This is a genomic window from Stenotrophomonas sp. CASM106 (genome assembly GCF_049384825.1).
In the GTDB taxonomy this organism is placed as follows: Bacteria; Pseudomonadota; Gammaproteobacteria; order Xanthomonadales; family Xanthomonadaceae; genus Stenotrophomonas; species Stenotrophomonas muris.
This window is the reverse complement of record NZ_JBMRFS010000001.1, coordinates 244,003-257,160: the sequence shown is the minus strand read 5'-3', so window position 1 is coordinate 257,160 and position 13,158 is coordinate 244,003. Positions and strand designations below refer to the sequence as shown.

The following is a 13,158-nucleotide window of genomic DNA, read 5'->3' as shown; positions in this document are numbered from 1 at the left end:
TCCCAGGGGCACGCACGGGCGTGGCCCGCATTCCAAACCGAACAGCACGGCTGCTGGAGCACGCCGCGACTTACACTTGCTTCTCAAGCCTGCCAGGACAAACACGCGGCAAAGAAGGCAGCCCCTGGACCTTGGATCCCCGTCCGACTGGTAGCGCTACCATCGCGTTGCAGCGGAGAGTAATCACCCGGGTTCGCGCTTGTCACCATGCAGCGCAGCAAATCGGCAGCGCGCGTAGCGGCGCTGGAATCACCCCGCTACTGATGACCGGGCTGCTGCTGCATCCGGTCACCGCTCACCCGCCGCAGGAAAGATGCCCGCGCCTGCGGGTCATCCAGAAAGGAACGGACCGTGAATGCTCTCCAGCGCATCGCCGCCGCAGTCGGCTCGCCGTACTCGTTCCGTCCGGCTCCGCCGTTTTCGCGGCCAACGCCGTGATCGTGGACGGAGCAGATGAGCCGCTCACCGTGGTGCTACGCAGGGGCTACCACTCTGGTCCCAGCAGCTTCATCACTTCGACCTCCAGTTTCTGCGCGGCCTCGTCCTGGGAGGCGACCTTGATGCACAGCCCCGACTGCGCCGGCCCGGGCATCAGCTGGTATCGGTTGATGGTGCCGCCCCCGTCGCCGTCCAGCGCCACGCGCGCCACCACCGTGCGCCCATTGGCGTGGAAGGTCCAGTCCTGGTAATCAAACATGCTTCAGTATCCCGGCGGCCAAGGGGTCATCCCACCTTAGGCGGCACGACAGTGAAGAAGGCTCCAGGAAGTTGTTCAGAGCGCGTGGACATGATGATGGCAGCACCTACTGCAGTGCCCGCGCCAATTGCATGACATCGGCGAAGAAGGACGCGTAGTCGTCCTGTGGGGCGCGGTGGCTCTCGCGCCGATGGATCAGGCGCACTGCGACGACGCGTTGTTCCGGAACGATCATCAGGTATTGGCCCAGGTAGCCGTTGGCGGCAAAGCCGACGACCGGTCCCCGTGTGATGTCGTAGAGATCGGCGAGCTTCAGGCCGCGCGCGGTGATCTGGCTGGCGTAACGTTGCGGCCCGTCTGCGCCCAACCGTTCGGTGAGGAATGCGATCAACTGCCCCCGGCTGTCGAATGTGCGCCCCGCGCTGGCCTGCACGGCGCGGCGCACGTCATCGTCAACGCCGTGCCCGGCCAGCAGGTCATCCAGCCGGGGTTTGAGCTGATAGCGTTCCCACGCTGGTATCCGCCACCACAACAGGCCCACGTCAGGCGAACGGGCACTTTCAGCAGTGATCAATGCCACTGACCGTTCACTCAACAGTCGTTTGCCATCCGGCGCCACGCCTCCATCCAGCAACAGTTGCCCGATGGCGGCAAGATCGGCGGCGCGCAGGGACAGGCCCGCCATTCCCAGCGGAGTGCCTGCCTCATCCTTCATCCAGGTGTGGTGGGCAATGCCCAGCGGCTTGAACAGGCGCGCATCCAGGTAGGCATCCAGCGGCTCGCCCGCCAGGCGCTCGACAATGCCGGGCAGCAGGTTGGTGGCCTTGTTGTTGTAGGAAAACACGGCGCCCGGGTCGTCACTCAGCTCGGCTGCCAGTGCCAGTTTGACCAGGTCCGGGGCCCCTTCCAGTTCGGCGCCCGCGTTGGCCACGTTCTGCAGGCCGGAGGTGTGGTCCAGCAGCATGCGCACGGTGATGCGGCTCTTCCTGCCCTGTTTCCATTCCGGATAGATCTGGCTGACCGGTACGTCGATCGAAGCCAGCTTGCCTTCGTCCAGCAGCAACGCAATGCCCAGCGCGACGACGGACTTGGTTGCCGACATCAGGTGCACGGATTCCTGCGCGGGGGCGGGCTTCAGCTCAAGCAGCGTGTCCCGGTCATGCATCACGAGCACCGCATCGGTATGCGAGGCACGCGCGTTGCGCTCGATCGTGGCGAGGGCGTCGGCAGGCGGCGTCGCATGGGTGGGCCCCGCGATGCCGATCACGAGGGCCAGGGCGCAGGACAACCAGCAGGACGTTGGCATTGCGTTCTCTTCCAGTGAGTGTGCGTGCAGTGTGACTACAAATGTAGTCACACCGCAGTGCCTGAAGTCATGCCGCGCTTGATTGCCTATCCGCACCGGACACCGGGTTCGTCACCAACGCGCCCGGCCCCCCAGCAGTCGCCATGCCAGTGCGCACGGTATGATGCGGCGATCCCGGAACCTGCGATGATTGCAGCGGCCGCCCATCCGCTGATCGCGTGCGCCAGGAGCACCTGCGCCGGGGTCGCTGCCGGTGCCGCTGAAGCCCCCACTCCATGCTCGCCCCCCATTCCCCCCTCGTGATCTGGGCAGCGGTCGCCGTTGCCACCATCGGCCTGCTGTTCCGTCCCTTCCGCATCCCCGAGTATGTGTGGGCGCTGGGTGCTGCCGCCCTGTTGCCGCTGCTGGGCGCGGTATCGCTGCAGACCGCATGGGGCGCGGTAGCCGAAGGCCGCGACGTCTACCTGTTCCTGGTCGGCATGATGGTGCTGGCCGAACTGGCGCGGCGCGAAGGCCTGTTCGATTGGCTGGCGTTGTACGCGGTGCGGCATGCGGGCGGATCGGGGCGACGCCTGTTCGACCTGGTGTTCCTGGTCGGCACGCTGGTGACGGTATTCCTGTCCAACGATGCAACGGCCGTGGTGCTGACACCGGCGGTCTACGCGGCCTGCAAGGCGGCGCGCGCCAATCCCCTGCCCTACCTGTTCGTCTGCGCCTTCATTGCCAATGCGGCCAGCTTCGTGCTGCCCATCTCCAACCCGGCCAACCTGGTGGTGTACGGTCAGCACATGCCGCCACTGCTGCAGTGGCTGGCGCAGTTCGCGCTGCCGTCGGCGGCGGCGATCGGTGCCACCTACCTGGTGCTGCGCTGGGTACACCGGCGCGAAATCGCGCAGCCGCTGGTCGCCGCACCGGAACATCGCCCGCTGACCGAGGGTGGCCGACTGAGTGCATTGGGCGTGCTGTTCACCGGCAGCGTACTGCTGGTGACGTCCGCGCTGAACGGACCGCTGGGCCTGGCCACGTTCTGCGCCGGCGCGCTGAGCGTGGCGGTCGTGGTGATACGCCAGCGCCATAGCCCGCTGCCGCTGCTGCGGCATGTCGCCTGGGGCGTGCTGCCGCTGGTGGCCGGTCTGTTCGTGCTGGTGGAGGCGGTGGCGCAGACCGGCGTCATCCAGACCGCGGCAAGCGCGCTGCAGGCCATGGCGCAGGCTTCTCCCCACCAGGCCAGCTGGCTGGCCGGTGGCGCCGCTGCACTGCTGAGCAACGTAGCCAACAATCTGCCGGTCGGCCTGGCCGCCGGTTCGCTGGGCCAGATGGCTGAACTGCCCGCACAGACCCGTGCCGCACTGCTGATCGGCGTGGACCTGGGCCCGAACCTGTCGGTGACCGGCTCGCTGGCCACGATGCTGTGGCTGGTGGCGCTGCGCCGCGAGGGCGAGCATGTCAGCGCGCTCGACTTCCTGCGCGTCGGCGCGCTGGTGATGCCGCCTGCACTCATCGCTGCGTTGTTGCTGCTGTGACCAGAATGCAGGCGGCGGCCCGGCCCTAGAAGACCAGCTGCAGACGGGTATTGAAGGTGGTGCCTTCATCCCTGCCCGCAGCACTGCCGCTGCGGTGGCGGGTCTGCCAACGCACGGCTTCGAACATCACCCGGCTGAAATCGTTGAGGTACCAGTTCGCGCCCAGTGTCCACGCGTGACCGGTACCACCACTGGGCAGTTCGGCATAGTCCACGTCCTCATAGCGGCCCTTCAGTTCCCACGCGCCACTGCCGCCGCGCGTCACCGGATCGGCCACCTTTACCTTGCCCCACGTGCCGGCCTTGCCCGAGTAGGACGGCAGCGCGCCCGCCAGGAACCAGCCGGCCGAGATCGCCCACGCTTCGTGGTCGCGATCATAGCGCCCGCTGGCATCGGCCCCGCGCAGGCTTCGCGTACCCCACTCGCCGGTTGCCCACGCCGGGCCGAAGAAGCCGGCCAGTTCCGCGCCGTAGGCGGTGCTGCGCTCGGCGCCCACCAGCGTGCCCGGTGTGATCCTGACCAGATCGTTGAAATGCCCCGCGATGGCCGAACTGCGCACCACGCCGCTGGCCCCGGCGGGAATCTTCTCGTGGAAGGCCCATGCGCCCAGATGCACCGTGGCGTCGGCGGTGTCCAGCGGATTCCAGTGGACGCGGGTGGCCCAGGTCTGGCTGTCGTTGTCGGTGCCGGCGTTGTTGAGGTCGTTGCCGGCCACCGACAGGCTGGCATGCCAGCCCCTTCCATACACCCGCTCGGTGAGCCCGACACCAAACAGGCCCCGCTGCGGCAGCAGCAGCGTGCCGACCACGTTGCGTTCCTGGAACGGCGTGTTGGAGGTGCTGCTTGAGCCATCGATACCGCGATCGTTCAAGCGGTTGCCGAGCGTGAGATCGGCCGGCAGGCCGAACAGCGTGTGGTCCAGCGTGGCGTAGACCGACTTCCACGCCACCGCGTTGTCGGCGAAGTCGCCCTCCACGACCCAGCCCAGGGTGCCGTAGCGCCCCTCGGCCCCCAGGCGCACCGAACGGATCTCGGTACCCGAAACGTTGCGGTCGGCGACCGCCGAACCGTCGGTGCTGGAGGCATCGACGAACAGGCGGCCACGGGGGCGGAACACCGTCGTGCCGTCGGCACTGCTGAACTCCGGTGCACCCTTGGCCCAGGAGACCTTCGGCAGCTTGGACTGGCTGGTTTCCAGTGCGGCCACCCGCGTTTCCAGCGCAGGCGCGGGCGGCGTTGACGGTGCCCTCGCACTGCCCTGCCCGCCCTCGACGGCGCGGAGGCGTGCTTCCAGTTGCTGGATCTGCAGTGCCTGCTGCTGCACCAGGCGTGACAGCTCGGCCTGGCTCAGCGGCGCGGGCAGCGACGACGTGGACTGTGCGTCGGCATGGCCACTGGCCAACAGCAGGCCGAGCGCGACCGACAGCGCTGCCAGCGGCAGCACGTTGGAATGGTTCATGGGCTCTCTCCGGCCAGCCGGCCCCCTGGCCTGGCGCTGGCCCGTTGCGGTGGTGCGGGGGAAGATCGGGGAAGGAAGCGCGCGCCGCCGGATCGGCCCGGCGGCGCGGCAGGCGGGCTCAGCCCGTCCGGGTCAGCTGGTGGCCTGTGCCTGGGCGTTGGGACGCCAAGTGATCAGCTTGTTCTCGACCACGTCCAGCAGCGCGTCGATGACCAGCACGAAGGCCGCCAGGATGATGATGCCGGCGAACACACCCACAGCGTTGAAGTTGCCTTCTGCCTGCGCGATCAGGTAGCCCAGGCCCGCCGAGGCGCCGAGGTATTCGCCGATGATCGCACCGACCACGGCAAAGCCGACCGAAGTACGCAGCGAAGACAGGATCCAGCTCGCCGCTGCGGGGAAGTAGACATGGCGCAGCAGGTCACTGCGGCTCGCCCCCAGGATGCGGGCATTGGCCAGCACCACCGGATTCACCTCGCGCACGCCCTGCATGGCATTGAAGAACGTGGTGAAGAACACCAGCGTGACCGCCAGCGCCACCTTCGACCACAGCCCCAGGCCCAGCCACAGCACGAAAATCGGCGCCAGCACCACGCGCGGAATCGCGTTGAAGCCCTTGATGAAGGGATCGAGGATGCGTGCCGAGCGGCGGCTCAGGCCGAGCCAGACGCCGCCGGCCACACCCAGGCCGGTGCCGATGATGTAGCCCAGCGCGGTTTCGGTCAGCGTGATGTAGACATGCTGATAGAACGACGTATCGGACAGCCAGGTCCAGGCCTGCTGCACGATGGCGGTTGGCGATGGGAAGAAGAACGGATCGATCACGCCCAGCGCGATGCCGCCTTCCCAGCCACCGAACACGGCGACCACCAGCGCGAGCTGGATGAACTTGTCAGTCTTGGCGTGCATAGCTCTTCTCCACTTCGCCGCGCAGGCAGGCCCAGATGTCGCGGTACAGGTCGGTGAAACGGTCATCCAGCTTGATTTCGGCCACGTTCCTCGGCCGTTCCAGATCCACATCGAAACTGCGCACCACCCGGCTGGCCGGGCCGGAGGACAGCACCACCACGCGGTCGCCCAGGGCGATCGCTTCTTCCAGATCGTGGGTGATCAGGATCACCGAGCGCCGGTCTTCCTGCCACAACCGCAGCAGCTCGTTCTGCATGAGGTGGCGGGTATGGATGTCCAGCGCCGAGAACGGCTCATCCATCAGGATCACCTTCGGCTCGACGATCAACGCCTGGGCCATCTGCACACGCTTGCGCTGGCCACCGGACAGCTGGTGCGGGTAGCGATGCTCGAAGCCGGCCAGGCCGACCTTGGCCAGCCACGCGTTGGCCTTGGCCTTGCGTTCGGCCTCGGGCACACCACGGAAGCGCAGGCCGAGTTCAACATTCTGGTACGCGGTCTTCCACGGCAGCAGCGCGTCCTGCTGGAACAGGTAGCCGACCGACTCCTGCACGCCGCTGACGGCACGGCCATCGATGCTGACCTGGCCCGACGACGGCTTCAGCAGGCCCGCCACGGAATTGAGGATGGTGCTCTTGCCGCAGCCGGTGGGTCCGACGATGGCAAGGAACTCGCCGTCACCCACCTGGATGTCGACATCGCGTACGGCGGTGAATTCGCCGAAGGACATGGTCACCTTGTTGATGGCGACCATGGTCTGTGCAGGCTCCAGCTGCGGCGCGCCATTGAACTGGCGCACGGTGGCATTGAGGGCCATGGTTTACCTCCGCTTACGGTTGGGCAGCCGGCGCCGCAGCGTTGGCACGCTCGACGAAGGCATTGGTATAGGTCCGGGACAGATCGATATCGGCCTTGGCGACATCCGTGTTGAACTCACGCAGCACCTTCAGCGGTGTTTCCAGATCGGCAGGCGTGAAGTGACCGTCCCGGGTGAAGATCGCGCGCGCGTTCTCCACCGCGCGGGCATAGGTGGCGCGGTCACCGGAGACGTAGCTGTCCGGCAGCGCGGCCACGATGTCTTCAGCACTGTTGTCGGCGATGAACTTCAAGGCCATCTGCTCGGCGCGGGCGATCTTCTCGGCCGCTTCGGGTCGCGTGTCCAGGAAGCTCTGGTTGGCGTACATCACCGAGGTCGGGTACAGGCCGCCATAGACTTGGCGGGCGCCGTCGTCGCTGCGCGCGTCGAGGATGATCCTGCCGACCTTGCGCTCGGTGATCAGGGTGGCGGCAGGATCATAGTTGACGAGCAGGTCGATCTTGCCCTGCTCGAGCGCGGCCACCGCTGCGGCGCCCGAGCCGACGCCGATCAACGAGATGCTGTCGGCCGGAATATCGTGCTGGGCGAGGAAGTGACGGACGAAGAAGTCGGACGAGGAGCCCGGCGCGGTGATCCCGACCTTCTGGCCCTTGATGGTCTCCGGGCGCGCCGGATCGAAGGTGGCATCCTCGCGGCCGGCCATCACCAGGCCGGAGTTGCGCGAGAGCAGTACGAAAGCCACCACGTCCTTGCCCTTGGCCTGCATCTGGATGGTGTGGTCGTAGAAGCCGACGGCCACGTCGGTGGAATTGGCCACCAGCGCCTGCAATACCTTGGAGCCGCCCTGGGCGAAGTTCTCGGTCTTCACCTGCAGGCCGACGTCCTTGAAGTACCCCTTGGCGTCGGCGATGAAGAACGGCAGGTTGTTGAGGTTGTAGGAGCCGACGCTGATGCGTACCGGTGCATTGTCGCCACCGCCGGCGGATGCGCCTTCGCTGCGCCCGCTGTTGCTGCATCCGGCCGCGGCCAGACCGGCCGCGCACAGCGCGGCCAAGAAGAACTGCTTGTACATCATCCCTCCCAGGAGTGAAGCATCTACGTTGTAATGGCGGGCATGCGCGTCTACGCAGGCCCGTCCGGGTTCAGATCATGCCGCTGACGTCCATTGGCGGGCTTGGGTGGCACTGGCCGTGGCGGGCGCGGGCGAAGTCGCGTACACGCGCCCCTCGAACAAGCGGCGTGCGGTGCGGACCACGCTGGCAATCACCGGCGAATCGCCCGAGCTGCGACTGAGGCCCACCTCCAGGGCCCCACTCGGATGTTCGAGGGTAATGCTGCCGGGAACGGACCGGCATCCGACCAAAGTGTGGACCAGCGTGCCCGGCGTGACGGCGGCGGTGGCCAGGCCGACCGCACCGGTAATGGCCAGTGCGGTGTGGCATTGGTGCGGCATGAAATAGCGCACCTGCAGATCGCCGCCCTGTTGCGGTGCCGACAGCAGCACCGGCTTGGGAATGACCTTGTTGCCGGCGTCGGTGATGCCCATGCGGGCGCCCGCTTCGATGCGCAGCGCTTCCAGCCGGCGCATGAACGCCGCGTCCGCGTTCAGTTCGGCGGGCGAGGCATCACCGCGCACGCCCAGGTCTTCGGCACGCACCAGCATCATCGGCATGGCGCAGTCCACCAGGCTGGCCGGCACGCCATTGATGGTTTCCTGCGCATGCCCGCTGGGCAGCAGCTTGCCGGTGCGGGCGCCTGCCGCATCAAGGAAGGACAGCCTGACCGGCGCGGCTGAGCCCGGCGCGCCGGCAATGCGCGTATCACCGCGGTAGGCCACAGTGCCGCCCGGCGTTTCCACCGTGGCGATGATCAGCTTGCCGGTATTGACGTTGTGGATGCGCACCTCGGTCTGCGGATCCTGCGCCTGCACCAGCCCACGCTCGATGGCATATGGGCCCACGGCCGCCAGCATGTTGCCGCAGTTGGGCGAGGTATCCACCACCTGCTGCTCCACCCGGACCTGGGCGAACAGGTAGTCCACGTCGGCGTCCGCCCGGCTCGAGCGGTCGATGATCGCCACCTTGCTGGTCAGTGCGTTGCCACCGCCGATGCCGTCGATCTGCAACGGATGGCCCGAGCCCATCACTTCCAGCAGCAGGCGATCCCGTTCGGCGGTGTCCGCCGGCAGGTCGCTGGCCAGGAAGAACGGGCCCTTGGAGGTGCCGCCGCGCATGAGCACGCAGGGAATGCTGAGCAGATCGTTGGACATACGTGTGCTAGATTGATGCGTATAGGGGATGAATGACCCCTCTGTGATTCGATACTGGCATGACCCTAATTGATCTGTGAATTGCTGATTTTTGGATGATTGATACCCAATGAGCATCAATTGCGAAATCCTGGATCTACGCGCGTTCCTGCTGGTATCGGAGACACGCAGCTTCCATCGCGCCGCTGAAATCCTGCACGTCTCCCAGCCGGCGCTCAGCCGACGGATACAGAAGCTGGAGCAGGCCGTGGGTTCGCCGCTGCTGGAGCGCACCACGCGCAGCGTCAGTACCACCGCTGTCGGCGAGAACCTGCTGCCACTGGTGCGCCGCATGCTGGAGGAATTCGATGGCTCGCTGTTCTCGCTGCGCGGCCGCGAAGACACCCGCGGCGCCACCGTGACCATCGCGTGCCTGCCGACGGCGGCGTTCTACTTCCTGCCCAGCGTGATGGCGCGTTTCCACGAAGCACACCCGAACGTGCGCTTCCGCATTCTGGATATCCCGGCCACGGAGGGTCTGCAGGCAGTGGAACGTGGTGAAGTCGAGTTCGGCATCAACTTCATGGGCGCCAACGATCCGAATCTCGACTTCGACGTGCTGGCCGAGGATCCCTTCGTCCTCGCCTGCCGGCGCGATCATCCGCTGGCCCGCAAGCGCAAAGTGGAATGGGCTGATCTGGCCGAGCACCAGCTGATCACCGTGCATCGCACCAGCGGTAACCGCACGCTGCTGGACGGCGCGCTGGCGCGCGAGAACCTCAAGTTGAGCTGGCACTACGAGGTGACGCACCTGTCGACGTCACTGGGCATGGTCGAGGCCGGCATCGGCGTGTCGGTGCTACCGAAGATGGCCACGCCGGACGGGGATCACCCCACCCTGGTGACGCGCGCGATCGGCAACCCGGTGGTGTCGCGCACGATCGGCATCGTCCGCCGACGGGGTGCCCTGCTCTCGCCCACCGCAGAGCGATTCCTTCAGATGCTGATGAGCCAGTGGCGTGGGGAGGCGTGAGCAACCGCGCGGTTCACGCGCTTGTGCTGTCCTGGCTCCAGGCGAATGTGCTGCTGCCACCCATCAATCGGGTCGTCTGCATCGACCATTCCTGCAGAAGCTGCCGCGCGCCTGATTCGCCACCTCGCCCGATTGCCTCCAGCATCCTGTCCAGTCTTCCGCGGATCGCGCTGGACACCGGCAGTGCGAGCAGATTCTCCAGTGCAGCGTCTGCGGCCGGGAAATCGTCCAGGCGAATGGTGGACAGGTACTTCACCCATTGGCAGTAATCGCCCTCGAAACCGGCCTCTTCAACATACATCAGAAGGTCCGCAGCTGTTCTCACCCCTTCGAGCATTGCGAGGTGAGCCTCGTGCGTGCCGCGGAAAAAGTCCTTTGGATCTTCCGGGCAAGCGACCCTCTGGCCGAGAGACATATGCAGGTGTGGCAGGCCGTCATAGACCGGAAGTGCGAAGGTCCACACATAGATGGAGGACGGCGCTGGGTCGATGGCAAACCCGGAGATCACATCGCGCGTGTACGAAGCAATCAGAAAGTTGCCAACCACCCGCAACCCAGCCTTCCTGGCGTTCCGTTTCATTGTCCACAGATCAATGGATCTCATGCGTGCGCCCGACGGTTGGCGACGGCACAGGACTTTCAATGTTCAACTGGATGCCCTGCACCATCCGCCTTCCGTCGCGCAGGACAACAAGGGCTCGATCCAGATCGCGCCTTGCAATGGAAATCGATCTCAGACCAAGCGATTGAGCGACCTCGCACTGCGAGAAGAAGATGTCATAGGTCTCCATCAACTCGGCATGAAACAGCTGATTGGGGGCGTTGTCGATCACCCTGGAGAGGTCCGTCATGAAATTCCATGCATCCACGACCTCCCCGGGGTCGACCTCCCGCCCTGAATCTACAGACGAGATCAGCCAGTCGAGGTCAATGACGGACTCTCCTTCCCAGTCCAGGACTCGGCCGCGCGCGGCAACCTGACCCTCCAGCCCTTCCTTGCTGCTATCGCAGACAGGCCTTCCATTGCTGGACATCACCCGATCATGGTCACCTGATACCCAGGCAAACCAGATGATCCGCATTCCCCCTGCAACGCCGACCGGATATATCGCTTCCACTATCGATTCCTGCTCAGATGGTTCCATCCATCCCGGGCTCTCACGGGAGGTACAGCCGCTCCGATGGTAACGCCAAACTCGATTGCCGATGACCTGCGGAGCCTCCAGCGACCGGCACTACCAGGTCAATCAACCTGCGGTTTCCAGCCCCTTCCCCGCCGCATCCGTCCGCAGCGAGGCCAGGTAGCGACAGTACTTGCCCACGAAGACGCCAGTGAACCCGCCGGTCAGCAGCAGGTAGGCGGCGCTGAAGCCGGCACTGGTGGTCAGCGTCGGCGACACCGCAAATGCGACCTCGAAGCCGTACTTCACCAGGAAGGTGACCAGCAGCAGCGGCAGCAGGCTGAAGTCCGCGCTGCGCCAGAGCTTGCCGGTGCTGCGGTCCAGCGTCAGCTTCAATCGACTCAACAGCAGCCAGGCAAGCGCGGCCCCCGTGGCGATGCCGGCCAGCCACTCGCTCCAGGCGATCAGCGACGCGCCGAAACGATGGCTGATCGACCACGCACCCCAGACGGCAAACAGGCCGGGCACGATCGCCAGCTTCTGCAGGGAGGTCTGGGCCGGCTTCATGGCGGCAATGCCACGGGTGACCAGGAAGGCCAGGAGCAGCCAGACCCAGATCGGCGTCTGCGAGGCGAGTTGCTGGAGCATGTTCATGAGCGGTCCCCCTGGTGAGTGGTGGCTGAGTGGTGGCGAGGTGTCCTCGCCTTGGCGCTCACTATTCGCTTCCGCCCGGGTTGCAGCCAGTGACAGCTGTCAGCCATCGCGGATGACCCGCCGGCATGCTGCGCGTCCCCGGCAGCTGTCGGGGTGGATTCACCCGGTTCACCCTGAGCGGGCCGGCTCTCGGTCCGCGCTACCATCACCACGACGCCGCTGCGAGCCACGTGCATGTACCACGACCCTGTTCGACGCCGCCTGTGTGCGGCGCTGCTGGCTACCGGCTGCGGCCTGTCAGCACCATCGGCGCTGGCGAGCCGGGCGACGTTGGCGGGATGCGGTTCGCTGACCGCATTGCTGCAGGCCGAACGGCAGCCTGGCATGGCGGCCGTTCTGGTCGATCACGGGCGCATTGCCGCGCTGTCCACGACCGGGCGGCTCAATGACACCCGGCCTGCACCGATTGATCGCCATACCGTGTTCGAACTGGGGTCGATCACCAAGCTGTTCACGGCCCTGCTGATATTCCGGCTCCAGCAGCGGCATCTGCTCGACGTCACCGCGCCCATCGGCGAGTACGTCGAAGGGTTGCCTTCCGTATGGGCATCCACTTCGCTGCTGCAGCTGCTGAGCCATACCTCAGGCATTCCCAACTATCTGAATGAAGACAACTTCCTGCGGTTGATGCCGACGAATCCAGCCCCCCGTGAATTGCTCGCAGAGGTGGCCGAGCGGCCGCTGGCGTTTGCGCCCGGTGCGCGGCACGCCTATTCCAATACGAACTACATCCTGCTCGGCCTGGCCATCGAGCATGCAACCGGCATGGACTACTGGCGGGTTCTGCAGGAGGAGATACTGTCGCCGCTGGGCATGCGCGATGCGGGACCGCGTCGTGCCGACGATCGGCGCCGTGTTGCCCAGGGGCATCTGTTCCAGGACGGCCACTGGCGCGCACCGCCACCCACTGCTCCGGGCTCGGCATGGGCCGCTGGCGGCCTGCTCGCCAGCATCGACGACATGGCGCGCTTTGCTGTGGCGCTGGACCAGCATCGACTGTTGCCCGAGTCGGCCCTGAAGCGGATGTGGTGCGACACACTCCTCGCCAATGGCAGCAAGGCGGGCTGGGGGGCCGGCTGGGAAGTTTCCGATGGCGGAAAGGTAGTCGGCCATGGCGGCGGGACCGCAGGCTTTACCGGGTATCTCCGGCACCGTCCCACCGATCGAAGAACGCTCGTCGTGCTGATCAATCGCGCCGGAGATATCAACCCGCAGGGCATTGCAGAGCGCCTCGACCTGGGCATGCGTGGCTGCAATGGGAGGCTTTCCAGGCCGGCGCCTTCGCTGGATCAACCCGGCACCCGGACAACGCGATCCGTGCCATGACGCAG

At 66.0% G+C, this 13,158-nt stretch carries 13 protein-coding genes; 3 read left to right on the top strand and 10 right to left on the bottom strand.

What is annotated here, in order from left to right:
* Positions 1–484: 484 nt before the first annotated feature.
* Both VG556_RS01205 and VG556_RS01200 read right to left on the bottom strand, forming a co-directional pair.
* Positions 485–697, bottom strand: a complete 213-nt coding sequence (locus VG556_RS01205; protein WP_032957243.1) for a hypothetical protein — start codon at positions 695–697, stop codon at positions 485–487.
* Positions 698–803: 106 nt separating this feature from the next.
* Positions 804–2,003 (bottom strand): serine hydrolase domain-containing protein, encoded by a 1,200-nt coding sequence (locus VG556_RS01200; protein ID WP_238381456.1) that lies wholly within the window; start codon positions 2,001–2,003, stop codon positions 804–806.
* A gap of 275 nt (positions 2,004–2,278) precedes the next feature.
* Here VG556_RS01200 and VG556_RS01195 point away from each other — a divergent pair, with 275 nt between their 5' ends.
* The gene (locus VG556_RS01195) at positions 2,279–3,526 is read left to right on the top strand and encodes an arsenic transporter (protein WP_041863460.1); all 1,248 of its coding nucleotides are present in this window, start codon (positions 2,279–2,281) and stop codon (positions 3,524–3,526) included.
* Between the two features lie 25 nt (positions 3,527–3,551).
* Here VG556_RS01195 and VG556_RS01190 read toward each other — a convergent pair whose 3' ends face one another.
* From VG556_RS01190 to VG556_RS01170, 5 genes are all read right to left on the bottom strand, one after another.
* The gene (locus tag VG556_RS01190) at positions 3,552–4,985 is read right to left on the bottom strand and encodes an OprO/OprP family phosphate-selective porin (RefSeq protein WP_100450089.1); all 1,434 of its coding nucleotides are present in this window, start codon (positions 4,983–4,985) and stop codon (positions 3,552–3,554) included.
* A gap of 132 nt (positions 4,986–5,117) precedes the next feature.
* Positions 5,118–5,894 (bottom strand): ABC transporter permease, encoded by a 777-nt coding sequence (locus VG556_RS01185; RefSeq protein ID WP_005409726.1) that lies wholly within the window; start codon positions 5,892–5,894, stop codon positions 5,118–5,120.
* Positions 5,878–6,711, bottom strand: coding sequence for an ABC transporter ATP-binding protein (locus VG556_RS01180; protein ID WP_014647218.1), 834 nt, complete (start codon positions 6,709–6,711; stop codon positions 5,878–5,880). The genes VG556_RS01185 and VG556_RS01180 overlap by 17 nt, the downstream gene beginning before the upstream one ends.
* A gap of 13 nt (positions 6,712–6,724) precedes the next feature.
* The gene (locus VG556_RS01175; protein WP_041864185.1) at positions 6,725–7,783 is read right to left on the bottom strand and encodes an ABC transporter substrate-binding protein; all 1,059 of its coding nucleotides are present in this window, start codon (positions 7,781–7,783) and stop codon (positions 6,725–6,727) included.
* Between the two features lie 75 nt (positions 7,784–7,858).
* Positions 7,859–8,980, bottom strand: coding sequence for a 4-oxalomesaconate tautomerase (locus VG556_RS01170; protein WP_100450090.1), 1,122 nt, complete (start codon positions 8,978–8,980; stop codon positions 7,859–7,861).
* Between the two features lie 109 nt (positions 8,981–9,089).
* On the opposite strand from VG556_RS01170, the gene VG556_RS01165 reads away from it, so the two are divergent.
* Positions 9,090–9,992 (top strand): LysR family transcriptional regulator, encoded by a 903-nt coding sequence (locus VG556_RS01165; RefSeq protein ID WP_010485668.1) that lies wholly within the window; start codon positions 9,090–9,092, stop codon positions 9,990–9,992.
* 13 nt (positions 9,993–10,005) lie between these two features.
* On the opposite strand, the gene VG556_RS01160 is transcribed toward VG556_RS01165, so the two are convergent.
* The 3 genes from VG556_RS01160 to VG556_RS01150 all read right to left on the bottom strand — a co-directional run bounded on the left by VG556_RS01160 (position 10,006) and on the right by VG556_RS01150 (position 11,767).
* Positions 10,006–10,572 (bottom strand): hypothetical protein, encoded by a 567-nt coding sequence (locus VG556_RS01160; RefSeq protein WP_423179957.1) that lies wholly within the window; start codon positions 10,570–10,572, stop codon positions 10,006–10,008.
* A gap of 10 nt (positions 10,573–10,582) precedes the next feature.
* Positions 10,583–11,110, bottom strand: a complete 528-nt coding sequence (locus tag VG556_RS01155) for a hypothetical protein (RefSeq protein WP_181452947.1) — start codon at positions 11,108–11,110, stop codon at positions 10,583–10,585.
* Between the two features lie 129 nt (positions 11,111–11,239).
* Positions 11,240–11,767: a DUF6622 family protein gene (locus tag VG556_RS01150; RefSeq protein ID WP_100450092.1), complete on the bottom strand. Its 528-nt coding sequence runs from the start codon at positions 11,765–11,767 to the stop codon at positions 11,240–11,242.
* Positions 11,768–12,001: 234 nt separating this feature from the next.
* Here VG556_RS01150 and VG556_RS01145 point away from each other — a divergent pair, with 234 nt between their 5' ends.
* Positions 12,002–13,153, top strand: coding sequence for a serine hydrolase domain-containing protein (locus tag VG556_RS01145; RefSeq protein WP_100450093.1), 1,152 nt, complete (start codon positions 12,002–12,004; stop codon positions 13,151–13,153).
* The last annotated feature ends 5 nt before the right edge of the window (positions 13,154–13,158 follow it).